The sequence below is a fragment of the Mesorhizobium sp. B2-4-14 genome (assembly GCF_006442155.1).
Lineage (GTDB): Bacteria > Pseudomonadota > Alphaproteobacteria > Rhizobiales > Rhizobiaceae > Mesorhizobium.
The window spans coordinates 45,588-67,770 of sequence record NZ_VFVA01000005.1 but is presented as its reverse complement, the minus strand read 5'-3'; the positions used below and the strand labels follow the sequence as shown (position 1 = coordinate 67,770).

General features: G+C 62.1%; 23 protein-coding genes and 2 pseudogenes. 19 read left to right on the top strand and 6 right to left on the bottom strand.

Annotated features, from left to right (window positions below; genetic code table 11):
• Positions 1-9 precede the first annotated feature (9 nt).
• The 3 genes from FJ938_RS06430 to FJ938_RS06425 all read left to right on the top strand — a co-directional run bounded on the left by FJ938_RS06430 (position 10) and on the right by FJ938_RS06425 (position 2,758).
• Complete coding sequence (locus FJ938_RS06430) at positions 10-1,425, top strand: ATP-binding protein (RefSeq protein ID WP_140613161.1); 1,416 nt, start codon at positions 10-12, stop codon at positions 1,423-1,425.
• Between the two features lie 158 nt (positions 1,426-1,583).
• Positions 1,584-1,748 carry a hypothetical protein gene (locus tag FJ938_RS29335; RefSeq protein ID WP_181165769.1) on the top strand — a complete coding sequence of 55 codons (165 nt, stop codon included), beginning with the start codon at positions 1,584-1,586 and terminating at the stop codon, positions 1,746-1,748.
• Positions 1,736-2,758 carry a glycosyltransferase family 1 protein gene (locus FJ938_RS06425; RefSeq protein WP_140692190.1) on the top strand — a complete coding sequence of 341 codons (1,023 nt, stop codon included), beginning with the start codon at positions 1,736-1,738 and terminating at the stop codon, positions 2,756-2,758. The genes FJ938_RS29335 and FJ938_RS06425 overlap by 13 nt, the downstream gene beginning before the upstream one ends.
• 157 nt (positions 2,759-2,915) lie before the next feature.
• On the opposite strand, the gene FJ938_RS06420 is transcribed toward FJ938_RS06425, so the two are convergent.
• The 3 genes from FJ938_RS06420 to FJ938_RS06410 form a co-directional block, all read right to left on the bottom strand.
• Entirely contained in the window at positions 2,916-3,275 is a 360-nt protein-coding gene (locus FJ938_RS06420) for a tRNA-binding protein (RefSeq protein ID WP_140692188.1), read from the bottom strand.
• A gap of 19 nt (positions 3,276-3,294) precedes the next feature.
• Positions 3,295-3,795 carry a YbjN domain-containing protein gene (locus tag FJ938_RS06415; RefSeq protein WP_013893499.1) on the bottom strand — a complete coding sequence of 167 codons (501 nt, stop codon included), beginning with the start codon at positions 3,793-3,795 and terminating at the stop codon, positions 3,295-3,297.
• Between the two features lie 324 nt (positions 3,796-4,119).
• Positions 4,120-4,422, bottom strand: coding sequence for an accessory factor UbiK family protein (locus tag FJ938_RS06410; protein ID WP_140613163.1), 303 nt, complete (start codon positions 4,420-4,422; stop codon positions 4,120-4,122).
• Between the two features lie 214 nt (positions 4,423-4,636).
• Here FJ938_RS06410 and FJ938_RS06405 point away from each other — a divergent pair, with 214 nt between their 5' ends.
• From FJ938_RS06405 to FJ938_RS06375, 7 genes are all read left to right on the top strand, one after another.
• On the top strand, positions 4,637-4,876 hold the full coding sequence (locus FJ938_RS06405) for a BrnA antitoxin family protein (protein WP_140613164.1): 240 nt from the start codon (positions 4,637-4,639) through the stop codon (positions 4,874-4,876).
• 134 nt (positions 4,877-5,010) lie between these two features.
• Complete coding sequence (lgt, locus tag FJ938_RS06400; protein WP_140613165.1) at positions 5,011-5,904, top strand: prolipoprotein diacylglyceryl transferase; 894 nt, start codon at positions 5,011-5,013, stop codon at positions 5,902-5,904.
• The gene (locus FJ938_RS06395; RefSeq protein WP_140692185.1) at positions 5,901-6,989 is read left to right on the top strand and encodes a class I SAM-dependent methyltransferase; all 1,089 of its coding nucleotides are present in this window, start codon (positions 5,901-5,903) and stop codon (positions 6,987-6,989) included. Before lgt ends, FJ938_RS06395 begins: the two co-directional genes overlap by 4 nt.
• 103 nt (positions 6,990-7,092) lie before the next feature.
• Entirely contained in the window at positions 7,093-7,887 is a 795-nt protein-coding gene (gene pgeF, locus FJ938_RS06390; RefSeq protein ID WP_140613167.1) for a peptidoglycan editing factor PgeF, read from the top strand.
• Positions 7,887-9,038, top strand: a complete 1,152-nt coding sequence (locus FJ938_RS06385) for a Xaa-Pro peptidase family protein (protein ID WP_140692183.1) — start codon at positions 7,887-7,889, stop codon at positions 9,036-9,038. The genes pgeF and FJ938_RS06385 overlap by 1 nt, the downstream gene beginning before the upstream one ends.
• Positions 9,039-9,081: 43 nt before the next feature.
• The gene (locus tag FJ938_RS06380) at positions 9,082-9,711 is read left to right on the top strand and encodes a hypothetical protein (protein WP_140692180.1); all 630 of its coding nucleotides are present in this window, start codon (positions 9,082-9,084) and stop codon (positions 9,709-9,711) included.
• Positions 9,712-9,866: 155 nt separating this feature from the next.
• Positions 9,867-10,802 (top strand): ribose-phosphate pyrophosphokinase, encoded by a 936-nt coding sequence (locus FJ938_RS06375; protein WP_140613170.1) that lies wholly within the window; start codon positions 9,867-9,869, stop codon positions 10,800-10,802.
• Here the strand turns inward: FJ938_RS06375 and FJ938_RS06370 are convergent.
• Positions 10,799-11,689, bottom strand: a complete 891-nt coding sequence (locus FJ938_RS06370; protein WP_140613180.1) for a helix-turn-helix transcriptional regulator — start codon at positions 11,687-11,689, stop codon at positions 10,799-10,801. The two genes, FJ938_RS06375 and FJ938_RS06370, sit on opposite strands and share 4 nt — an antisense overlap.
• 179 nt (positions 11,690-11,868) lie before the next feature.
• On the opposite strand from FJ938_RS06370, the gene FJ938_RS06365 reads away from it, so the two are divergent.
• Complete coding sequence (locus tag FJ938_RS06365; protein WP_181169018.1) at positions 11,869-13,110, top strand: MFS transporter; 1,242 nt, start codon at positions 11,869-11,871, stop codon at positions 13,108-13,110.
• Between the two features lie 327 nt (positions 13,111-13,437).
• Positions 13,438-14,259: pseudogene (locus FJ938_RS06360) on the top strand (IS5 family transposase).
• A 161-nt stretch (positions 14,260-14,420) separates the two neighbouring features.
• Here the strand turns inward: FJ938_RS06360 and FJ938_RS06355 are convergent.
• Complete coding sequence (locus tag FJ938_RS06355) at positions 14,421-15,278, bottom strand: alpha/beta hydrolase (RefSeq protein WP_140692175.1); 858 nt, start codon at positions 15,276-15,278, stop codon at positions 14,421-14,423.
• Positions 15,279-15,424: 146 nt separating this feature from the next.
• On the opposite strand from FJ938_RS06355, the gene FJ938_RS06350 reads away from it, so the two are divergent.
• From FJ938_RS06350 to FJ938_RS06330, 5 genes are all read left to right on the top strand, one after another.
• Positions 15,425-15,853, top strand: coding sequence for a MarR family transcriptional regulator (locus tag FJ938_RS06350; RefSeq protein ID WP_140692173.1), 429 nt, complete (start codon positions 15,425-15,427; stop codon positions 15,851-15,853).
• 236 nt (positions 15,854-16,089) lie between these two features.
• Positions 16,090-16,731 carry a 50S ribosomal protein L25/general stress protein Ctc gene (locus tag FJ938_RS06345; RefSeq protein WP_140692170.1) on the top strand — a complete coding sequence of 214 codons (642 nt, stop codon included), beginning with the start codon at positions 16,090-16,092 and terminating at the stop codon, positions 16,729-16,731.
• Positions 16,732-16,754: 23 nt separating this feature from the next.
• Positions 16,755-17,480, top strand: a complete 726-nt coding sequence (gene pth, locus FJ938_RS06340; protein WP_140692167.1) for an aminoacyl-tRNA hydrolase — start codon at positions 16,755-16,757, stop codon at positions 17,478-17,480.
• A 96-nt stretch (positions 17,481-17,576) separates the two neighbouring features.
• A complete protein-coding gene (ychF, locus tag FJ938_RS06335; protein ID WP_140692164.1) occupies positions 17,577-18,680 on the top strand; it encodes a redox-regulated ATPase YchF in 1,104 nt (367 codons plus the stop codon).
• 133 nt (positions 18,681-18,813) lie between these two features.
• Positions 18,814-19,566: a DUF5131 family protein gene (locus tag FJ938_RS06330; protein WP_140692161.1), complete on the top strand. Its 753-nt coding sequence runs from the start codon at positions 18,814-18,816 to the stop codon at positions 19,564-19,566.
• On the opposite strand, the gene FJ938_RS06325 is transcribed toward FJ938_RS06330, so the two are convergent.
• Positions 19,521-20,444: a three-Cys-motif partner protein TcmP gene (locus tag FJ938_RS06325; RefSeq protein ID WP_140692158.1), complete on the bottom strand. Its 924-nt coding sequence runs from the start codon at positions 20,442-20,444 to the stop codon at positions 19,521-19,523. The two genes, FJ938_RS06330 and FJ938_RS06325, sit on opposite strands and share 46 nt — an antisense overlap.
• 146 nt (positions 20,445-20,590) lie before the next feature.
• Here FJ938_RS06325 and FJ938_RS06320 point away from each other — a divergent pair.
• Both FJ938_RS06320 and corA read left to right on the top strand, forming a co-directional pair.
• Positions 20,591-20,812 (top strand): annotated as a pseudogene (locus FJ938_RS06320) (DUF933 domain-containing protein); the annotation flags it as partial.
• 308 nt (positions 20,813-21,120) lie between these two features.
• Positions 21,121-22,095: a magnesium/cobalt transporter CorA gene (gene corA, locus FJ938_RS06315; RefSeq protein WP_140692155.1), complete on the top strand. Its 975-nt coding sequence runs from the start codon at positions 21,121-21,123 to the stop codon at positions 22,093-22,095.
• Positions 22,096-22,183: the final 88 nt, after the last annotated feature.

Genomic DNA, 22,183 nt, shown 5'->3' with positions numbered 1-22,183 from the left:
GACGGGCCAATGGCGACCACGGAACTGGAACAGCCGGGAAATGACGGCTTGAGCGCACGCGCCACGCGAACGCTCAAGGCGGTGCCGCGCATCTGGAACCGGTTCTGGCGCCTCGTCTCGCTCTATATGCCCAAGCGCCTCTATGCGCGCTCGCTGATCATCGTCATCGCGCCGATGATCCTTTTGCAATCGGTGGTCGCCTTCGTCTTCATGGAGCGCCATTGGGCGACCGTGACGCAGCGCCTGTCGCAGGCCACCGTACGCGACATCGCCGCCATCATCGACATGATCGAGACCTATCCGCACGACGCCGACTACGCCAACATCATTCGCATCGCGCAGGACCGGATGCAGCTGAAGGTCGACCTCCTGCCGCCCGATCCGTTGCCACCGCCGGGACCCAAACCGTTCTTCTCGATCCTCGATGACGTTCTTTCCGCCGAGATCACCCGCCAGATCAACCGGCCGTTCTGGATCGACACGGTCGGCAATTCCAACATCGTCGAGGTGCGCGTCCAGCTCGAGAACAGAGTGCTGCGCGTCTTCGTGCGCCGCAGTCAGGCCTATGCCTCCAACACCCACATCTTCCTGATCTGGATGGTCGGTACCTCGCTGGTGCTCTTGATGATCGCCATCCCCTTCCTGCGCAACCAGATCCGGCCGATCCTGACGCTCGCCGAGGCCGCCGAAAGCTTCGGCAAGGGCCGGCCGATGCCGCGCGATTTTCGCCCGCGCGGCGCCGAGGAGGTGCGCCGCGCCGGCTTTGCCTTCATCCAGATGCGCGAGCGCATCGAGCGCCAGATCGAGCAGCGCACCGCGATGCTCACCGGCGTCAGCCACGATCTCAGGACCATCCTCACCCGCTTCAAGCTGCAGCTGGCGCTGGCCGGCGGCAAGGCCGAGACCAAGGCGGCGCTGAACCAGGACATCGACGACATGCAGTCGATGCTCGAAGGCTATCTCTCCTTCGCCCGCGGCGAGGCCTCGGAGGATCCCGGGCGCTTTGATCTCGACGCCTACTTCCAGAAGCTCAGCGAAGAAGCGAGCCTGCGCAAATGCAAGCTGTCGACGACGCTTTCCGGCGACCCGACCGTGCATGTGCGGCCCAACGCCTTCGCCCGGCTATTGTCCAATGTCATCGGCAACGCCTTCCGCTATGCCAAGACGGTGGAGGTCAGCGCCAATCATGGCCGTGGCTCGCTTGTGGTCACCATCGACGATGACGGCCCGGGCATTCCGGCCGACAGGCGCGAGGATGTGTTCAAGCCCTTCGTGCGGCTCGACGAGGCCCGCAACCTCGATGCCAGCGGCACCGGTCTCGGCCTGTCGATCGCCCGTGACATCGCCCGCAGCCATGGCGGCGACATCACCCTCGACGTCAGCCCGCTTGGCGGCCTGCGCGCGGTGATCAAGGTTCCGGCCTAAGCGCAATTCCAGGAAAAGTGTGAAACGGTTTTCCGTCCGGACTTGCGTCAAGACAAAGAGTTAAAGGAGTTCGCCGTTTCCGCGAACGGTGGGCTGCTCTATGCACTTCAAGCATCTGGCTTCATCCGCCCGTCATGAAATCGTGGTGAAGAGCGCGCATGAAACGTGCGATCACACTCGATTCGTCCTTGCCGGCCCATTTCGACCCCGTGCCCGCCCGGGTGCGCTGGAGCGAAGCGGTTGTAGCCGGCTGGTCGCCGTTCCGGCATCGCTTCAAGGCAACCGTCGACCTTTCCAGCAAAGGGCCGCCATGCGCATATTGATGGTCACCGACGCCTGGCGCCCACAAGTCAATGGCGTCGTCCACACGCTGGAGCGGCTCACCGAAACCCTGAAATCCTTTGACGTCGGGGTGGATTTCCTGACGCCAAACATCTTTCGCACGCTGCCCTTGCCGACCTATCCCGATATAAGGCTGGCGCTGACCACGCCCGGCCACGTGGCACGGCTGATCGATGGCTACAAGACCGACCACATCCACATCGTCACCGAAGGGCCGCTCGGCATCATGGCGCGGCGCTATTGCCGCAATGCCGGCCGGCCATTCACCACCAGCTATCACACGCGCTTTCCCGAATATCTGAGCGCCCGCTTGCCGGTACCGGAAAGCTGGGCCTATCGCTGGCTGCGCGACTTCCACAATTCCGGCCAAGGCACGCTGGTCGCAACCCAGTCGCTCGCCGACGACCTTTCGGCGCGCGGTTTCAACAAGCTGAGGCCGTGGACGCGCGGCGTCGACACCGACCATTTCCGGCCGGACAAACGGAAGGACCTCGGCTTCCCCGGCCCGGTCTTCCTCTGCGTCGGCCGGGTCGCCATCGAAAAGAACCTCTCGGCCTTCCTCGACCTCGACCTGCCCGGCAGCAAGGTGGTCGTCGGCGAAGGTCCGGAGCTTGCAAAGCTCAAGGCGCGCTATCCCCAGGCGCATTTCCTCGGCCATCGCCCTAACGACGAACTGGCCGAGATCTATGCCTCGGCCGACGTCTTCGTCTTCCCCAGCCGCACCGACACATTCGGCAACGTCATCATCGAGGCGCTGGCCAGCGGCACGCCCGTCGCCGCCTATCCGGTCACCGGGCCGATCGACATCGTCGGCGACGGCATTGGCGGCGCGGTTTCCAACGATTTGCGCGAAGCATCGCTCGCCGCCCTCAAGGTCGACCGCGCCCAGGCCCGCGAACGGGCCATGCGCTACAGCTGGAAAGCCTGCGCGGAAATGTTCCTCGACACGGTCGGGGAAGCGCTGGGAACACCGCGCAAACTGGCGGCCTGAGAGTTGTGCCGGCCCAGGATGTGTTGAGATTCAGGTCAGGCCGAGCCGAGAATGGTGGGCTCCGAGAACCGGAGCGGAGCGTACTTTTGGGTACGTGAGCACCGGAAGCGCAGGAGACCGCCGTTCGCAGGCCGGCATCACCTGAAATCAACGCATCCTAGAACAGCCGCCCACCGTCCGGCACCCTGCGCTCGATGGCGCCGAGCACGACAGCACCCTCCTCGTCAGGAAAGCCCAGCGTCAGCACTTCCGACATGAACAGCCCGATCTGGCGCGGCGGGAAATTGACCACAGCGAACACCTGCCGCCCGACCAGCGTTTCCGGCGAATAGTATTTGGTGATCTGCGCCGACGATTTCTTGATGCCGATGTCGGGCCCGAAATCGATCTTCAGCTTGAATGCCGGCTTGCGCGCCTCGGGAAACGGTTCGGCCTCGACGATCGTGCCGGCGCGGATGTCGACACGGTCGAAATCGGCAAAACTGATCTCGGGCTTGCGCTCGCTGCTCGAACTCATGACACTGTCTTACCGATGCTCAGGCGTTGCCGTAGGTCTCGAACAGCACACCGGCCAGCGCATCCTTGGCCGAGGTTCCCGACCAGACGACGAACTGAAACGCCTGGAAATAGCATTCGCAGGCTTCCAGCGCCGAGGACAAAAGCACCTCGACCTGCTGGCTCGACGGCTCGACTCCGCCCGCCAGCAGCAACGACTGGCGGAACATGATCGCGCCTTCCTGCTCCCAGAGGTCGAAATGACCGAACAGCATCTGCTCGTTGATCAGCGACAACAGCCGCATCACTTCCAGCGCGCGGGTCTCCGGCACCTTGATGTCGAAGGCGCAGGCCAGATGCAGTGCCTCGAAATCCTCCATCCAGGAGAAGGAGACGTGATAGTCGGTCCAGCTGCCAGCGACCGAGATCGAGATTTCGTCATCGCCGGCCCGTTCGAAGGACCAGTCATTGTTGTGGGCCACCTGCTCGATAACATCCACCGGATGGATTTCGCGGGAGAATTCGAGTTCGAGAAGTTCCATGGAATGCTTCCTGTCGTTCTAAGGAGCGCCGCCACACGCTCCGCGGGAGGGCACACACAACGAACAATCTGATCTAGAACTCGGACGGCCAGGACTTCTCGACGCAAAGACCCCCAGACCGGACCCCACCGCCCGGCCGCATGACCCTGCTCCGAATCATGCAACAAATTCAGTCTATTGATCGGGAGTCGCGTGAACAGCCCAATTTTTCGCACTGCGTCATTCGCATGTGGAAAGGCGCTGTCACAAAGATTCATGCAATGCCGTTAAGCGATTCACGGCAAAGCGCTTTTCAGAATTGGGCTATGTGGAAAAGTTTAATGATTATTTTTTTGCACGCGGCTTCGCCGCCGCCGCTGGCGCGGTATCACCGGCCAGTTCGGCGAGCCTGGCTTCGAGCGCTTCGATGCGGGCGGCAAGACGGGCATTCTCGTCGCGGGCCTTGGCTGCCATCTCGCGCGCGGCCTCGAATTCCTCGCGCTGCACCACGTCCATCGAATTGAGGATACGCTCCGCCTGCCCCTTGAAGGCGGTTTCCACCTCGCGCCGCACGCCCTGGGCGGCACCGGCTGCATCGGTCATGAGCTTGGCGAATTCGTCGAGAATGCGGTTCGGTCCGGTCGACATGGCAAATCCTCGCTTGCTCGAAATGACGTAGTGGCGCCGCGCGGAGAATGCAAGAACGTTGAAGCTTGGTGCGGCATCTGCGTTGCTATGGCGCATGGCGCTGCCGTGCCTATAGGCAGTTGTCAAACAGCTCCAACCTGTACTCGAGGACGCCAAATCGCCTATTGTGTTGTCGTCTCATGTTGCGTCAGCACACTCCAATCAGGGTCAATCAATGGCAACGCCTCCACGCCGACCAACAAATCCGATGGCAGCCGCCGAAGCGGCCTTCAAGCCGGTCAAGAAGCCGGCGGCACCGCCCCGGGAACCCTCGACCGCCCCGAATGTCCGCGAGCTCGTTTCGATCAGGATCGACCGAGCCGTGCTGGACTATTTCCAGGAGGATGGCCCCGGCTGGCAGGACAGGATCAACGACGCGTTGCGGCAGGTGGTGGCTGCCAAGTCTCAGGGTTGAACTTACCGCCTGCACGGCGATGGCCCGAAAGGATGACCCGCCCCGACAATTGACGGCAACCACCTTGCCTTGACCCTGCCCAAACCCTGCCGCATGGTCCGCGCGCAAACGCGTTTCGCAACCGAGAGCTCCCGTTGAACGATTATTTCCTGCTGCCGCTGGCCTCGCTGCCCTTTCCCAACATCAACCCGATCCTCGTCCAGATCGGGCCGCTGGCGGTGCACTGGTACGGCGTCGGCTACATCGTCGGCATCCTGTTTGCCTGGTGGTATGCCAAGCGGCTTGCCTCCAATCCAAGGCTCTGGCCCGACGGCATCCTGCCGATGAAGCCCGAGGACCTCGACGATTTCATCGTCTGGGCGGCCATCGGCGTGGTGCTGGGCGGCCGCACTGGCTATGTGCTGTTCTACGACCTGCCGCGCTACATCGCGCATCCGCTCGACATTTTCGCCGTCTGGCAAGGCGGCATGTCGTTCCATGGCGGCCTGCTCGGCGTCATCCTCGCCATGACGCTGTTTTCCATCAAGCGCGGCATCCGCACTTGGTCGCTGTTCGATGTCGTGGCCGCCGGCGTGCCGGTTGGGCTTGGACTGGTGCGCGTCTGCAATTTCATCAATGCCGAACTTTGGGGTAGGCCGACCGACATGCCCTGGGGGGTGGTCTTCTGCAACGATCGCCTCCAGCAGGCGCTAGGGCAATGTCCGGCCGGTCTCGACCCTCGCCATCCGAGCCAACTCTACGAAGCGCTGCTCGAGGGCCTGGTGCTGTTTGTCGTGCTGCGCATCCTCACCCATTCGCGCCTCAAGCTGAAGACGCCGCGCTTCGTCGGCGGCGCCTTCATCTGCGGCTACGGCCTGTCGCGCATCTTCGTCGAGTTCTTCCGCGAGCCGGACCAGCAGCTCGGCTATCTCCTCGGCACCAACTGGCTGACCATGGGCATGATCCTGTCGACACCGATGGTGCTGGCCGGCATCTGGGCGATGGCCACCGCCAAGCCGGTGACGCAATCGCAGCCGCAGGCGACATGACGCGGCTGAAGACCCGGATCGTCGACCTGATCGAGGCACTTGGTCCCCTTCCCGTCAACGAATACATGGCGATGTGCCTGTTCGATCCTTCGGACGGCTACTACACGACGCGAGAGCCCTTCGGTACCGCCGGCGATTTCGTCACCGCGCCGGAGATCAGCCAGATGTTCGGCGAACTGATCGCCGTCTGGCTCTACCAGGCGTGGCTGGCGATCGGCCGCCCGATGGCGGTGACCATCGCCGAGATCGGCCCAGGCCGTGGCACACTGATGAAGGACATGCTGCGCACCCTGTCGTGGCTCGACCCGGCGCTGGCCAATGGTGCTGACTTCGCCATGATCGAGACCAGCCCGCGCCTGGCCGAGGTGCAGAAGCAGACGCTTGCCGCGACACCGCTCGCGGTTCGGTGGCACGAGACGATCGAGACCCTCCCTCATCAGCCGCTGCTGATCGTTGGCAACGAACTGTTCGACGCCGTCCCCATCCGCCAGTTCGTGTGCGCCGGCGCCGGCTGGCGCGAGCGGATGATCGGCCTCGATGATGAGAACAATCTTTGCTTCTTCGCCGGCGCCGGCTCGGTCGATCCGACTTTGCTGCCTCCCGATGCCGCAAATGCACCGCAAGGCGCGGTCGCCGAAGTGGCACCGGCCCGCACGGCTCTGATGGCAGCCATCGCCGAGCGCATGGCCCGAGACAATGGCGCCGGGCTGTTCCTCGACTACGGCCATCTGCAGCCGGGTGTCGGCGACACGCTGCAGGCCTTGCGCCGGCACAATCACGAAGATGTGCTGGCCAATCCGGGCGAAGCCGATCTCACCTCCCATGTCGATTTCGCCGCCCTTGCCGCGACCGTGCGCGCGCACGGTTTCGACGCCCACCTGTCGACGCAGGGCGATTTCCTGCTTGGCATGGGCATCCTCGAGCGTGCCGGCAGGCTTGGCGCCAATGCCAGCCAGGCGGCGCGCGACAAGATCACCGGCGATGTCGAACGCCTGGCCGGGTCGCAGGCCATGGGCGAGCTGTTCAAGGTGCTTGCCGTCCTGCCGCGCGGCGCCGCCGTCCGGCCTTTTGCCATGGCGGATTGACTTTTCACCGCTCCCCCTCCCAATCTCCCGTCCGGTAAAAGAGCGGCCGGACCGCCGGCCGCTTTTTCTTGACGAAACCGCTCATACGGACAACAACGCCCGCATGCTGAATCAGACCAAACCGGATCCTGTTCGGTCGCCGCTGCTGGACGAGGCGCAGGCACAAGGCATCCGCCACGGCTATTTCACCCGCGTCGGCGGCGTCTCGGCCGGCATCTATCAGGGCCTCAACATCGGCACCGGATCGGATGACGACCAAGCGCTGGTCGCCGAGAACCGCCGCCGTGTCGCCGCCTGGATGGGCGTGCCGGCGAACCATCTGCTGACCGCCTGGCAGATCCATTCGCCCGACGTCATAATCGCCCGGGAGCCCTTTGCCGGCGAGCGGCCCAAGGCCGACGCCATCGTCACCGACCGGCCCGGCATCGCCATCGGCGCCTCGACCGCCGACTGCGGCCCGGTGCTCTTTGCCGATGCGCAAGCGCGCATCATCGGCGCGGCGCATGCCGGCTGGAAGGGCGCCTTCACCGGCGTGCTCGAAAACACCGTTCTTGCCATGGAAAGCCTTGGCGCCCGGCGTGAGAACATCATTGCCGTGCTCGGTCCTTCGATCGGCCCGGACAATTACGAGGTCGGTCCTGAATTCGTCGCCCGCTTCGTCGAGGCGGATGCTGAAAACGCCGCCTATTTCACACCCTCCGCCAATGCCGGCCACGCCATGTTCGACCTCAACCGCTACACGGTCGACCGGCTGACCAGGGCCGGCGTTACCGCCGAGGGCCTCGGCCGCTGCACCTATGCCGAGGAAGATCTTTTTTACTCCTACCGGCGCACCACGCACCGCAAGGAGCCTGATTATGGCCGGCAGGTTTCGGCGATTGTTTTGGAGAGGGAATAATGGCGCTGCATTTTGAACGATCCGAATTTGACGCGCGGCGCGACCGGCTGATGATCGAGATGGCCGAGAAGAAGCTCGATGCCATCCTGTTGTTCGCGCAGGAGAGCATGTACTGGCTGACCGGCTATGACACGTTCGGCTTCTGCTTCTTCCAGTGCCTGGTGGTGAAGGCCGACGGCTCGATGGTGTTGCTCACCCGCTCGGCCGATCTGCGCCAGGCACGCCAGACCTCGATCATCGATAACATCGTGCTGTGGACCGACCGCAATGGCGCCAACCCGGCGGTCGACCTGCGCAACCTGCTCAACGAACTCGACCTGCTTGGCGCCCGTATCGGCGTCGAATACGACACCCACGGGCTGACCGCCTACAATGGCCGCCGGCTGGACGAGCAGTTGCAGACCTTCGGCCAGATCGCCGACGCATCCGGCATCGTCGGACGGCTGCGCCTGTTCAAGAGTCCGGCCGAGATCGCCAAGGCCGAGAAGGCCGCCAACCTCTCCGACGACGCGCTGGACGCGGCCCTGCCGCTGATCAAGCAAGGCGGCGACGAAGCCCTGATTCTGGCCGCCATGCAGGGCGCCGTCTTTGCTGGCGGTGGCGACTATCCGGCCAACGAATTCATCATCGGCTCCGGTGTCGACGCGCTGCTGTGCCGCTACAAGGCCGGCCGCCGCAAGCTCACCAAGAACGATCAGCTGACGCTCGAATGGGCCGGCGTCTTCCATCATTATCATGCGCCGATGATGCGCACGGTGCTGACCGGAAAGGTCTCCAAGCGCCATCAGGAACTGTTCGACGCGGCGCGCGCCGCGCTTCTCGCCGTCGAAAAGGCGATGACGCCCGGAAACACATTCGGCGACGTCTTCGACGCCCATGCCCGCACCATGGAGGCGCATGGCCTGACCAAGCATCGGCTGAACGCCTGCGGCTATTCGGTCGGCGCGCGCTTCACACCGTCCTGGATGGACATGCCGATGTTCATCCAGGGCAATCCCGAGCCGATCGCGCCGAACATGACCCTGTTCGCCCACATGATCATCATGGATTCCGACACCGAGACGGCGATGACGCTTGGCCGCACCTACCTGACAACCGAATCCCAGCCGAAGCCGCTCTCCCGCCATGATCTCGACTTGATCGTGCAGTGAAACCACAATGGGAGGCGTTCTTCGCCAAGGAGTTAGAAGGCAAATGAGACGATCGCGTCTGACGACCGTGTCATTGCTTGTGGCATTGGCTCTGGCGGCCTGCACCAACGCAAAGGACGTTCTCGAACCTTCCGCAATCACCCCACCGGCCACCTCGGCGCCGGCAGCGCAAGGCGGAGCGGCGGCTGGTGTTTCGGTCCCGGCGTCATCAGCCGCGCCTGCCACCACGGCGGGTGCGCCTGCCGCCACCACTCCGGTCACGCCCGCACAGGCCGCCGCCATCCTTGCCAAAACCCGGCTGCAGATCGCGCCGATCGTTGGCGCTTCGGTGGAAGCCGCCACCCCGCTGACGGCGGAACTGCAGGCGCGCGCCAAGCAGCGTGGCATCACGCTTGCAGGCAGCCAGGATCAGACCGCGACCCACGTGCTCAAGGGCTACTTCTCGGCGATTTCGGAGGGCAAGGACACCACCATCATCTATGTCTGGGACGTCTACGACCCCTCCGGCAACCGCCTGCACCGTATCAACGGCCAGATGAAGGTGCCTGCGGTCAATTCCGGCAACAGCGGGAGTGCCGACAGCTGGAAGGCGGTCTCGCCCGCCACCATGCAGGCGATCGCCGACCAGACCATCGACCAGTTCGCGGCGTTTCTTGGCGGCAAGGCGAGTTGAGATGTTGTCAGCCGGCGATGCCCAACAGCTTTCTTGAGCTTAGCCGGCGGATTCCCGATCTCGGCGCTTGCAATACCAGCGCGGGCCGCTAAAAGCCCGGTTAAAAGGTACAGGAGAGTCCGTCAGGCCTCTCCACCCTCCACCAGGAACGGTGCATGAAACTCTTCGCGGGCAATTCCAACAGGGTGCTGGCCGAAGCGGTCGCCCGCTATCTCAACATCCCGCTGGGCAAGGCCAGTGTCAGGCGCTTCGCCGACCAGGAAATCTTCGTCGAAATCCAGGAAAACGTGCGCGGCGAGGATGTCTTCATCCTGCAGTCGACCTCGTTCCCGACCAACGATCACCTGATGGAACTGCTCATCATGATCGACGCCTTCATGCGCTCGTCGGCCCGGCGCATCACGGCGGTCATCCCCTATTTCGGCTATGCAAGGCAGGATCGCCGCGCCTCCGGCCGCACGCCGATCTCGGCCAAGCTGGTGGCCAACATGATCACCCGCGCCGGCGTCAACCGGGTTTTGACGCTGGACCTTCATGCCGGCCAGATCCAGGGCTTCTTCGACATCCCGACCGACAATCTGTTCTCGGTACCGGTGATGGCCCGCGACGTGAAGGCGAAATACAAGCAACTCGGCAATGTCGTGGTGGTATCGCCCGATATTGGCGGCGTGGTGCGCGCGCGTGCGCTGGCCAAGCGCTTCGACGCGCAACTCGCCATCGTCGACAAACGCCGTGAGCGCCCGGGCGAATCGGAAGTCATGAACATCATCGGCGCGGTCGCCGGCAAGGACTGCCTGCTGATCGACGACATCGTCGATTCCGGCGGCACGCTGTGCAATGCCGCCGATGCGCTGCTGGCCAACGGCGCCACCAGCGTCACCGCCTATATCACCCACGGCGTGCTCTCGGGCGGCGCGGTCGCCCGCATCAGCGGCTCGAAGTTGCAGGAACTGGTGATCACCGATTCCATCCAGCCGACCCAGGCCGTGCTCGATGCCCCCAACATCCGCGTCATCTCGATCGCCGACCTGATCGGCGAAGCCATCTCGCGCACGGCGACCGAAGAGTCGGTGTCGAGCCTGTTCGATTAACCTCCCGGCGGCGGCAATCTGGTTCCGGCACCGGGTACCATCCGCCGCGGGCTTTCCCCGCTGTCACGGGCACCGCGCATGTAGCCACGCGGCGAGGAGCCGAGCATGCGCTTGAACATGGTGATGAAAGCCGGCACGCTGTCATAGCCGAGATCGAGCGCCACCCTGGTGATCGGCTCGCCATCGGCCAGCCGCGGCAGCGCCGCGAACAGGCAGGCCTGCTGCCGCCATGTCGACAGCGACAATCCGGTCTGACGCTGGAAGGCGCGCGTGAAGGAGCGCCGGCTCATGCCGACGGCATCGGCCCATTCGTCGATCGTTGCGTGTGGCGAGGGTGCCGCGACAAAGCGCCGGCAGAGCGCCGCCAGTTTGGGATCGGACGGGAACGGCAGGCCCAGTGGCCGTTCCGGCAGCTGCGGAATCTCATGCAGCAGAAGGTTCATGATCAGGCCGCCGCGCCCTTCCAGTTCGCCGCCTTGCGGCAGCTTCTCGGATTCCACGATCAGGCTGTGCATCAGGTCGGTGATGCCGACCACGCGCATGCCTTCCGGCAGGCCGGGAATCGCCTGCGGCACGACATAGACCGAGCGCATCGAGACATCACCCAGCATCTCGACGGAATGTTCGATGCCGGCCGGAATCCACATTGCATGGTCGGGCGGCACCATCCAGCGCCCGTGCCGCGTCGTCACTAGCACGACGCCCACCAGCGCATGCAGCAACTGACTGCGGCTGTGGTGATGATGCGGCACATGGTAGCCATCCGGATATTCGGTCGGCAAGACCACCGCCGGTCCAACCGCCTGCTCCAGCCACTGCCAACGCAACCCGTGCAATCGCTCGAGATCGGTACGACCGGCGCCGAAAAGCTCCTTACCGTTCGGCATCATCATGCTCAGCTGGCCCACTTGCGAAACTATTGGACCAAACCACGAAAGAAGTAGCCTGGCAACCAGCTTATAAGGCTGCCCTGCGGGAGCCCCCCGCTATGTTACCGCTGCGGGGCGGGAAAGCCCCGCCGCGTCAGTCCTGCGGCTCTGCCGCCAAAAAGACTACGGAGCCTATCTTGACCGATACGACAGCGAGCAGCGTCGCGACACCGGCGAGCGCCAGTCACGTTTCAGCCCAGGCGACGGCCTTCACCGTCATTCTGGCGGTGAGCCTCTGCCATTGCATCAACGACATCATGCAGTCGCTGCTATCGGCCATCTATCCGCTTCTGAAAGACAATTACGGCCTCGACTTCTGGCAGATCGGCCTGTTGACCTTCACCTTCCAGGTGACGGCATCGCTGCTGCAGCCGATCATCGGCGCAATCACCGACAAGCGGCCGATGCCTTACTCCCTGCCCTACGGCATGGCCGCGTCGCTGATCGGCCTGGTCGTGCTGGCCTATGCCGGGCACTATTACCTGCTCCTGATCGGCGCCTCGCTGATCGGCATCGGCTCGGCGATCTTCCATCCCGAATCCTCACGCATCGCCCGCTTCGCGTCCGGCGGCCGGTTTGGCCTGGCCCAGTCGCTGTTCCAGGTCGGCGGCAATTTCGGCCAGTCCATGGGGCCCCTGCTTGCCGCCTTCATCGTCGTGCCTTTCGGCCAGACCAGCATCGCCTGGTTTACCGTCGGCTCGCTGATCGGCATGGCCATCCTGTGGCAGGTCGGCGGCTGGTACAGCCGTCTGCGCGCCGCGCAAGGGACCCGCAAGGCGCAAAACTTCGTCTCGCCCTTCCCGCGCCGCAAGGTGATGTGGGCATTGGCGGTGCTGACGCTGCTGGTGCTGACCAAGAACGCCTATATCGCCAGCCTCGCCAGCTACTACACTTTTTATTCCATCCATAAGTTCGGCGTGTCGGTGCAGATGAGCCAAGTGATGCTGTTCCTCTTCCTCGGCGCCTCGGCGCTGGGCATCCTGCTCGGCGGCCCGTTCGGCGACCGCTACGGGCAGAAGGCGATGATCTGGTTCTCGATCGTCGGCGTGCTGCCCTTCACGCTGGCGCTGCCCTACGCCAACATGGAATGGACGATGGTGCTGACGGTTCTGATCGGGCTGATCCTGTCGTCGGCCTTCTCCAACATCGTCGTCTTCGCGCAGGAACTGGTGCCGGGCCGCGTCGGCATGATCGCGGGTATCTTCTTCGGCTTCGCCTTCGGCGTGGGCGGCATCGCGGCCGCCGTGCTCGGCGTCGTCGCCGACATGAAGGGCATCGATTTCGTCTTCCAGATCTGCTCGTACCTGCCGTTCCTGGGCCTGCTGACAGTGTTCCTGCCCAATATGAAGGAAGCCCGGAAGATGGAAGCCGCCGCTTAGAGACCGTTTGAGAACGCTATTGGACGCGCGGGTTCACGTTGAGATGGCTACCGCCACAAAGCCTGAACGCCCGTCTGCAAAGCGCTGAGGCGCGACTGTAACGACTGCGTCTGGTGCGAATGCCCACTCCTCATCGTCCGGCATCGGGCCTGTCACTCGAAAGGTATCCTGGCTCAGTTTCTCAGCGACGACTGGTCTCCAGACGGTCGTGCCTTCGTTCAGCAGCGGCATATAGATCGTCGTCATCTCTACCATAGCGTTGAGCCCACCTGATGCTGCTGGTCGAAATCGCTTTTACGACCAGACCGCTTGTGATTCAAACTCCTGATGTGGACCCGAACGACGCGTGGCCGGATGGCCAAGATTGAACGAAAGACGAAGCGCTATCCGACGGACCTGACCGATGAGGAATGGCGTCGGATCGAGCCTTTGCTACCGCCGTGCGGCAAGACCGGGCGCAAGCGGTCGGTTGATCTCCGGGAGATCCTGAATGCAATCCGCTACATGGCCCGCTCGGGCGGCGGTTGGCGCATGCTGCCGAAGGACTTCCCGCCCTGGCAGACCGTCTATTGGTGGTTCCGTTGCTTCGTGCGGCGACTGCTGTTCCGGACCATCCACGACGTGGCGCTGATGATCGATCGTGAACGAACTGGCCGAGAGGCAAGCCCATCTGCCGGGATCATCGACAGCCAGTCTATCAAAGCTCCGGCGGCCAAGGTGCGCGGCTACGATGCCGGCAAAAAAATAGTCGGCCGTAAACGCCACATCGCCGTTGATACCGACGGTCGGTTGCTGATGGTCAATCTGATCACGGCCGATATCTCGGATTCCGCCGGTGCCCAGATGATCCTCGACGCGATCCGCAAACGCTGGCCATGGTTGAAACACTTCTTCGCCGACGGCGGCTACGACCGGACCAAGCTCATAGACAAGGCCGCCTTTCTCGACTTCATCATCGAGATCGTCCGCCGCACCGATAAAGAGCCGGGCTTCAAAGTGCTACCGCGCCGCTGGGTGGTCGAACGAACCTTCGGCTGGATGACAAGATAGCGCCGCCTCGTGCGCGACTACGAGACTCGCCTCGACGTGTCGGAGGCAATGATCCATGTCGCAATGGGCAGCCTCTTGCTCAGACGCATCGCTCACTGAGCGTTTTCAAACGGACTCTTAGAGCAATTTCAGGAAAAGTGCGTAGCGGGGGGTTTTCCGTTCGGAATTGCGTGAAAGCAATGAATTAGACCATTCGCGTTCTATCCGCGAAAGAGCACCCTACGGTTGGCGGATGCTCTTTCTGTTTGGTCCGGAAGACCTTACGACTTGAAGAAGGCCAACAGGTCGGTGTTGATGACATCGGCATGGGTCGTGGCCATGCCGTGCGGGTAACCCTTGTAGACCTTGAGCTCGCCCTTCTTGAGCAGCTTGATGGTCAGCAGCGCCGAGTCGGCGATGGGAACGATCTGGTCGTCGTCGCCATGCATGACCAGCACCGGCACGTCGATCTTCTTGAGGTCTTCGGTGAAGTCGGTCTCCGAGAAGGCCTTGATGCAATCATAATGCGCCTTGGTGCCGCCCATCATGCCTTGGCGCCACCAATTGTCGATGACCCCTTGCGAAACCTCGGCGCCCGGACGGTTGAAGCCATAGAACGGACCGGCCGGGACGTCGCGGAAGAACTGGGCGCGGTTGGCTGCCTGGGCGGAGCGGAAACCGTCGAACACCTCGATCGGCAGGCCGCCGGGATTGGCTGGCGTCTTGACCATGATCGGCGGCACCGCGCCGATCAGCACCGCCTTGGCGACACGGCCGCCCGAGCCGTACTTCGCGACGTAGCGCGCCACCTCGCCGCCGCCGGTCGAGTGGCCGACATGGATGGCGTCCTTGAGGTCGAGATGCGCGACAAGTTCAGCAACATCGGCCGCATAGGTGTCCATCTCATTGCCGATATCCGTCTGGGTTGAGCGGCCATGGCCGCGCCGGTCATGGGCGATAACGCGGTAACCCTTCGAGAGGAAGAACAGCATCTGCGCGTCCCAGTCGTCGCTGCTCAATGGCCAGCCATGGTGGAAAATGATGGGCTGACCAGTTCCCCAGTCCTTGTAATAGATCTGCGTGTCGTCCTTGGTGGTGATCGTGCCGCTGCCCGAGCCGGACTTGGTCTGCATTGTCATCTCAATCTCCCTTCGCTTGTTATCGCGATAATCATTATAGCGATAACCGTTGCTAACGCGGTTCACACCCTCTGTCCACAAAAATATGTATCGCGATATCATTTTCGTGGTACTTAACCCGTAAGTTGCAAAACAAGGAATGCGTCGTGCCTCTCCCGTTGGACAATCAGCTCTGCTTCACGCTTTATGCCACGAGCATGGCCATCAACCGCACATATAAACCCATGCTGAACGAGATGGGCATCACCTATCCGCAATATCTGGTGCTCAACGCCCTGGGTGAAGCCGACGGCATGTCGGTCGGCACGATTGCGGACCGGCTCGCCCTGGAATCGAGCACCATCACGCCGCTGGTGAAGCGGATGGAGCAGGCCGGACTGGTGACCCGCCAGCGCAGCCGGACCGACGAGCGCCAGGTTCAGGTCGACCTGACCGCCGCCGGGCGCGCCCTGCTTGTCCGGTGCAACTGCCTCAACGAGACCCTGATCGAGCGCTCAGGCATGACGCTCTCCGAGCTCAACGCCCTCAACCGGCAAGTCCAGGCGTTGCGCGATGCCTTGACCGGCGACCAGTAGCCAGCCTCTCCGGCCATGGCTTGCACCCCCCGCCGCCTTCCGCTATAGAGCCGCCACCCGCGTAGACACCCTTGGAGGCAACGCGGCGGAAGGCTGTCTTCCCCTTGTGATCCCGAACAAAGATCCGCTCGCTGCGGTTTCCGGCATTCGGGCATCGAGGTCCGGCGGCTTTCGACGTTTACGGCTTGGGCACACTGCTCTCCGCGAACGCTCCATAACACGCGAAAGGAAAAGCCATGAGCCACGATGCTTACGAGCTCAAGGCCGAAGCGCGCGAACAGGTCGGTAAGGGGTCCGCCCGTGCAGTTCGCCGCAACGGTAAAGTGCCTGCAGTAATTTACGGTGACAAGCAGCCTCCCCTGGCGATCGCTCTCACCTACAAGGACATCTACTACAAGATCCATGGCGGCGGGTTTCTGACCACGGTCGCCACGATCGATGTCGACGGCAAGAAGATCCAGGTCCTGCCGAAGGACTTCCAGCTCGACCCGGTCAAGGACTTCCCGGTGCACGTGGATTTCCTGCGCATCGGCAAGGACACCGAAGTCAATGTCGACGTGCCCGTGCACTTCGTCAATGAAGACAAGTCGCCCGGCATCAAGCGCGGCGGCGTGCTCAACATCGTGCGTCACGAGGTCGAGTTCCACTGCCCGGCCAATGCGATCCCGGAATTCATCACCGTCGATCTCACCGGTGCCGATATCGGCGACTCGATCCACATCTCGGCGGTCAAGCTGCCGGCCGGCGTGAAGCCGGTCATCTCCGATCGCGACTTCACCATCGCGACCATTGCCGGTTCGGCGGCGATGAAGCCGGAGACGGAAGAGACGGCCGAGGCTGAGACCCCTGAAGCGGCTCCTGCCGCCGAAGAGAAGTAAGTCTTTCCCGCCCGGAGCTGACGATGCTGCTGTTTGCAGGACTCGGCAATCCGGGCGCGAAGTACGCCAGCAACCGCCACAATGTCGGCTTCATGGCGGCGGACGCTATCGCCCGCCGCCATTCCTTTTCGCCCTGGTCGAAGAAGTTCCAGGGCCTGATCGCCGAGGGCACGCTCGGCGGCGAAAAGGTCATCCTGATCAAGCCGCAGACCTTCATGAACCTGTCCGGCCAGTCGGTCGGCGAGGCGCTGCGCTTCTACAAGCTCGAACCGTCCGCGCTCACCGTCTTCTACGACGAGATCGACCTTGCCGAGGGCAAGCTGCGCATCAAGACCGGCGGCGGCGCCGGCGGCCACAACGGCATCCGCTCGATCGACGGCCATGTCGGCAACGCCTATCGCCGCGTGCGCATCGGCGTCGGTCATCCCGGCATCAAGGAAATGGTCCAGCACCATGTACTCGGCGATTTCGCCAAGGCCGACCGCGAATGGCTGGAACCGCTGCTGGACGCGATCGCCGACAACGCCGCCATGATCGTCAAGGGCGATGAATCCGGTTTCATGAACAAGGCAGCGCTCGCCGTCCAGGGCAAGGCCGCGGCCGAGCCGGACAAGCCGGCGCAGAAGCAGCAGGGGCCAAAACAGCAGAGCCACATCCGCCAGGCGCGGCAGCAGCAGGCGCCTGCCAAGCTGCCTGAAACGGGCCCGATGGCCGCCATGCTGAAAAAGCTATTCGGCGGCAAGGACTGAGCCTCAGGCGTCCCGGGCGTTACAGGGCTTGACGTTCCTCACCCCTACCCCCATAGCCCTGATCAAATTTCGATTTCCCGATAGGACTGGACGAAAATGGGTTTCAAATGCGGCATCGTTGGCTTGCCCAACGTCGGCAAGTCCACGCTCTTCAACGCGTTGACCAGAACAGCTGCGGCGCAGGCCGCCAACTATCCGTTCTGCACCATCGAACCGAACACCGGCGAGGTGGCGGTGCCCGATCCGCGCCTGCAGAAGATCGCCGAGATCGCCAAGTCGAAGGAGATCATCCCGACCCGCATCTCCTTCGTCGACATTGCCGGCCTGGTGCGCGGCGCCTCCAAGGGCGAAGGGCTGGGCAATCAGTTCCTCGCCAACATCCGCGAGGTCGACGCCATCGTGCACGTGCTGCGCTGCTTCGAGGATGACGACATCACCCATGTCGAGGGCCGCATCGATCCGGTCGCCGACGCCGAGACGGTCGAGACCGAGCTGATGCTCGCCGACCTCGACAGCATGGAGCGCCGCATCGTGCAGATCCGCAAACGCGCCTCGACCAAGGACAAGGAAGCGACATCGGTGCTGCCGATGATGGAGGCCGCGCTCGAGCTGCTGCAGGCCGGCAAGCCGACCCGCATCCTGCTCAAGGGCATTTCCGCCGAGGACCTGCGCATCCTGCAGGGGCTGAACCTGCTGACCTCGCACCCCGTGCTCTATGTCTGCAACGTCGCCGAGGCCGATGCCGCCATCGGCAACGAGCACACAAGGGTCGTCGAGAAAATGGCGACCGCGCAAGGCGCCCGTACCGTCGTCATCTCGGCGGCGATCGAGGCCGAAGTCGCCCAGCTCAGCGATGAGGAAGAGATGGAATTCCTGTCCTCGCTCGGTCTCGACGAGCCGGGCCTCAACAAGGTCATCCGCGCCGGCTACGAGCTGCTGCAGCTGATCACCTATTTCACCGCCGGTCCGAAGGAAACCCGCGCCTGGACCATCCACAAGGGCGACAAGGCACCGCAAGCCGCCGGCGTCATCCACACCGATTTCGAACGCGGCTTCATCCGCGCCCAGACCATCGCCTACAATGACTATGTCACGCTGGGCGGCGAAGTGGCCGCCAAGGAAGCCGGCAAGGCGCGCGACGAAGGCAAGGAATATGTCGTCCAGGACGGCGACGTCATGCTGTTCAAGTTCAACACTTGATTGCCTACCGCCAGCGTGTCCGAGTGAACTCGTCACCCTGTTAGGCCCTTGATATGAACAAATTCCTAGGGCAAATTATCGAGTATCTACGACCTTCGGGCAGTCTCAAAGCCGACTTAGAGAAGAGTTTGTGATGGCTGGGACATCTATTGAGTGGACTGACGCAACGTGGAACCCAGTTGCCGGATGCACTATCCTCACGGCAGGGTGCACGAACTGCTATGCGATGCGCATGGCCTCCCGCCTCGAAGCGATGGGAGCTGAGAAGTACACGGGGTTAACTCGAAAAAGCGGTGGAAGGGCAAAGTGGACCGGCGAGATCAAACTTGACCATTCATCTCTGGACATTCCGGCCTCGTGGAAAAAATCCCGACGCGTTTTCGTTAATTCGATGTCGGACCTTTTCCATCCAGGCGTGCCCGCGGACTTTATCCGTGAAGTTTGGTCCGTCATGGAAACCACGCCGCGTCACACCTATCAAATCTTAACCAAGCGGCCAGATAGGATGGCTGAAATCCTGTCGACAGACAGTTTCAAAGTGCTGCCAAACGTCTGGCTCGGAACAAGCGTAGAGGACAGCCGTGTACTTTACAGATTGGACGAACTTCGATCTGTCCCGGCAATTGTCAGATTTGTGTCCTATGAGCCGTTGATCGGCTCTGTAGCAGGCGGAAGCCTCGCGGGTATTCATTGGGCGATCGTCGGCGGAGAGAGTGGCCCCAACGCCCGCCCAATGGACCCAATTTGGATTGATGAGATTTTCGATCAGTGTACTGATGCTGATGCAGCTTTCTTTTTCAAACAATGGGGTGGGAAGAATAAGAAAGCGACGGGGCGTACCTATCGTGAGCGCTTGTGGGATGACCTACCAGAATTGAGAATGTGAGATGCCATCTTGGTCGCCAGCTTCACAGCTGCTGAGCTAGTATTCGAGACCGCAAAGAAAAGCGACGCAAGCGGTGCGCCATTTTTATGGTGAAGCCGAACTGGATCAAGGACAGCTCCTTTGAAAGTGGTTTCGAGGCGCTCTTTCACATAGCCCTCAATTGCGCTTACATCGGCCCGACGCACCGCTTGCCCTTGAGTTTCAAAAATATCTGTCAACATAACTTCATGATTGTACCAACGGGAGCGCCAGTCAGCGGCACCCAGGACCCTATCTAGACTTGATTGCTTAGCAAGATCGAGTTTTGCCGGATCGTGCGGAGCATTCCTGTAGAGGCCCGACAGCGGGAAGAAATACCAACAATCCAGTGCTTCGGTCTTGGCAATTGCTTCTACCGTCTCCCAAGACACCTCCATACCATACGGATCTAGAAAGATAACCCCACGTATTCCACGGCCCACAATATCTGAACCTCGCCAAGCCGTATTTGTGCACAAACGCTGTACGAGTTTATTAGCATCACCATTTCGCACGATGATTTTGCGATCTGGATACTCATTCACCAGATTTTTAAGTTCTGAGAACCGGGACGAGTCTTGCTCAATTAGAACAATTGAATGCATTGGCGGATCGATCTCGATCGCGATCCGTGCCGATCCTGGCGTCGTTATTTCCTCTGGCTCTGCAAAATCCGGTCCGAATAGTGGCAAACCGGGACGTACCTGCGTGCGCGTACCAGAACCAGCAAATGCGTCAATGTAGATGCAAGCGAACTCCTGATTCTGAAGCGCAATCGAAAACGCCTGTAAATACTCTTGCAGACATCTGAGCTTTCTTGACGTATCAGGACCGCCAAAGATATGTTTCGCCAATTCCATCCCCCAGTCCGAACGCGTTATCCAATCCGGAAATTAGACAAGTGTCTAGATAATTTGGCATACACGAGATAAACAGCAGCAATCTTGAGAACTGTCTTTGATCTCTACGGAAGAGTAACCGGAATCAGAGTAACGAAGTTAAGCCGCGCGCCTGGACCATCCACAAGGGCGACAAGGCCCCGCAAGCCGCCGGCGTCATCCACACCGATTTCGAACGCGGCTTCATCCGCGCCCAGACCATCGCCTACAATGACTATGTCACGCTGGGCGGCGAAGTGGCCGCCAAGGAAGCCGGCAAGGCGCGCGACGAAGGCAAGGAATATGTCGTCCAGGATGGCGACGTCATGCTGTTCAAGTTCAACACCTGATCTGACGGAAGGCGCGCCGCCGGTGGCGCGTGACGTTCGATCTTCGGCTGCGGACCGCCGTTCAGCGGCGGTTTGAACGATACGGACCGCCGCAAGCCGAGCCGGCGAAGCTTTCCTGGTACCGGCTGCTGGACGCGTTTTTCTGAGCGGGCGATGCCGGCCCGGCTCCAGTCCGGGCTCGTCTTGATTTTGTCGTGTCAGGGGTCTAAGCGGCGGTCGCACACTCGGCGCATGCGGCAAAGAACCGTGCAATCCGACACGAAGTATCAATCCAAACGCCCTTTAATCCTAGCAGGGGAGATCTGGCGATGATCAAGGCTTTTGTCGTGGACAATGATCGCCTGCGCATCGTCGACGACCTGCTGGCAGATGGCGACAGGGTCGTCTGGGCCGATCTGATCAATCCGACCAAGGAAGAAGAAACCACCATCGAGAGCTGGCTCGGCATCGCCATCCCGACCCGCGAGGAGATGGAGGAGATCGAGATCTCCAGCCGCCTCTACATCGAGGACGGCGCCTACTTCATGACCGCTACCCTGCCCGCTCAGACCGAGGTCGACGATCCCCTGATGTCGCCGGTCACCTTCGCGCTCTCCGGCAACAGGCTGATCACGGTGCGCTATCACGAGCCAAAGGCGTTCAAGACCTTTCCGCTGCGCGCCGAGAAGGTGGCGATGGGCTGCACCAGCGGCGACACCATCCTGATCAGCCTGCTGGAAGCGATCGTCGATCGCCTGGCCGATATACTCGAACGCGCCGGCCGCGATGTCGAGGCCATCTCGCGCGACATCTTCGAGGCACGCTCGACCAAGGTGTCGAAGCGCAACCGCGACTTCCAGGAACTGCTGAAGGCCATCGGCCGCAAGGAGGACATCGCCTCTTCCGTGCGCGACAGCCTGATCTCGCTGCAGCGGCTGGCCGGCTTCCTCGCCCATGTCGCCACACAGACCAAGATGAGCAAGGATGTCCGCGCCCGCATCAAGACGATGTCGCGCGACGTGCTGTCGCTCGCCGACCATGCCACCTTCCTGTCGCAGAAAATTTCCTTCCTGCTCGACGCCACGCTCGGCATGATCTCGATCGAGCAGAACGCCATCATCAAGATCTTCTCGGTCGCCGCCGTCATCTTCCTGCCGCCGACGCTGGTCGCCTCGATCTACGGCATGAATTTCGACGTCATTCCCGAGCTGAAGTGGCAGCTGGGCTATCCCTTCGCCATCGGCCTGATGATCCTGTCGGCGATCCTGCCCTTCTGGTACTTCCGCCGCCGCGGCTGGCTCTGAGCGCCCTCGGCAGCCAAGCAGGTCGCGGATCAGGCCGTTACGATCTTGCCATCCCATTCCCCGCCTGCGGGGATGAGGCGCTCGTGGG

Coding starts and splice junctions, on each gene's coding strand:
- FJ938_RS06330 (WP_140692161.1), top strand. CDS start 18,814: ATGGCTGGGACATCTATTGAGTGGACTGACGCAACGTGGAACCCAGTT.
- FJ938_RS06370 (WP_140613180.1), bottom strand. CDS start 11,689: ATGCCGAACGGTAAGGAGCTTTTCGGCGCCGGTCGTACCGATCTCGAG.
- corA (WP_140692155.1), top strand. CDS start 21,121: ATGATCAAGGCTTTTGTCGTGGACAATGATCGCCTGCGCATCGTCGAC.
- FJ938_RS06375 (WP_140613170.1), top strand. CDS start 9,867: ATGAAACTCTTCGCGGGCAATTCCAACAGGGTGCTGGCCGAAGCGGTC.
- FJ938_RS06385 (WP_140692183.1), top strand. CDS start 7,887: ATGGCGCTGCATTTTGAACGATCCGAATTTGACGCGCGGCGCGACCGG.
- FJ938_RS06345 (WP_140692170.1), top strand. CDS start 16,090: ATGAGCCACGATGCTTACGAGCTCAAGGCCGAAGCGCGCGAACAGGTC.
- FJ938_RS06430 (WP_140613161.1), top strand. CDS start 10: ATGGCGACCACGGAACTGGAACAGCCGGGAAATGACGGCTTGAGCGCA.
- FJ938_RS06410 (WP_140613163.1), bottom strand. CDS start 4,422: ATGTCGACCGGACCGAACCGCATTCTCGACGAATTCGCCAAGCTCATG.
- ychF (WP_140692164.1), top strand. CDS start 17,577: ATGGGTTTCAAATGCGGCATCGTTGGCTTGCCCAACGTCGGCAAGTCC.
- FJ938_RS06380 (WP_140692180.1), top strand. CDS start 9,082: ATGAGACGATCGCGTCTGACGACCGTGTCATTGCTTGTGGCATTGGCT.
- pgeF (WP_140613167.1), top strand. CDS start 7,093: ATGCTGAATCAGACCAAACCGGATCCTGTTCGGTCGCCGCTGCTGGAC.
- FJ938_RS06415 (WP_013893499.1), bottom strand. CDS start 3,795: ATGGAACTTCTCGAACTCGAATTCTCCCGCGAAATCCATCCGGTGGAT.
- FJ938_RS06425 (WP_140692190.1), top strand. CDS start 1,736: ATGCGCATATTGATGGTCACCGACGCCTGGCGCCCACAAGTCAATGGC.
- FJ938_RS06395 (WP_140692185.1), top strand. CDS start 5,901: ATGACGCGGCTGAAGACCCGGATCGTCGACCTGATCGAGGCACTTGGT.
- pth (WP_140692167.1), top strand. CDS start 16,755: ATGCTGCTGTTTGCAGGACTCGGCAATCCGGGCGCGAAGTACGCCAGC.
- FJ938_RS06325 (WP_140692158.1), bottom strand. CDS start 20,444: ATGGAATTGGCGAAACATATCTTTGGCGGTCCTGATACGTCAAGAAAG.
- FJ938_RS06405 (WP_140613164.1), top strand. CDS start 4,637: ATGGCAACGCCTCCACGCCGACCAACAAATCCGATGGCAGCCGCCGAA.
- FJ938_RS06420 (WP_140692188.1), bottom strand. CDS start 3,275: ATGAGTTCGAGCAGCGAGCGCAAGCCCGAGATCAGTTTTGCCGATTTC.
- FJ938_RS29335 (WP_181165769.1), top strand. CDS start 1,584: ATGAAACGTGCGATCACACTCGATTCGTCCTTGCCGGCCCATTTCGAC.
- FJ938_RS06355 (WP_140692175.1), bottom strand. CDS start 15,278: ATGACAATGCAGACCAAGTCCGGCTCGGGCAGCGGCACGATCACCACC.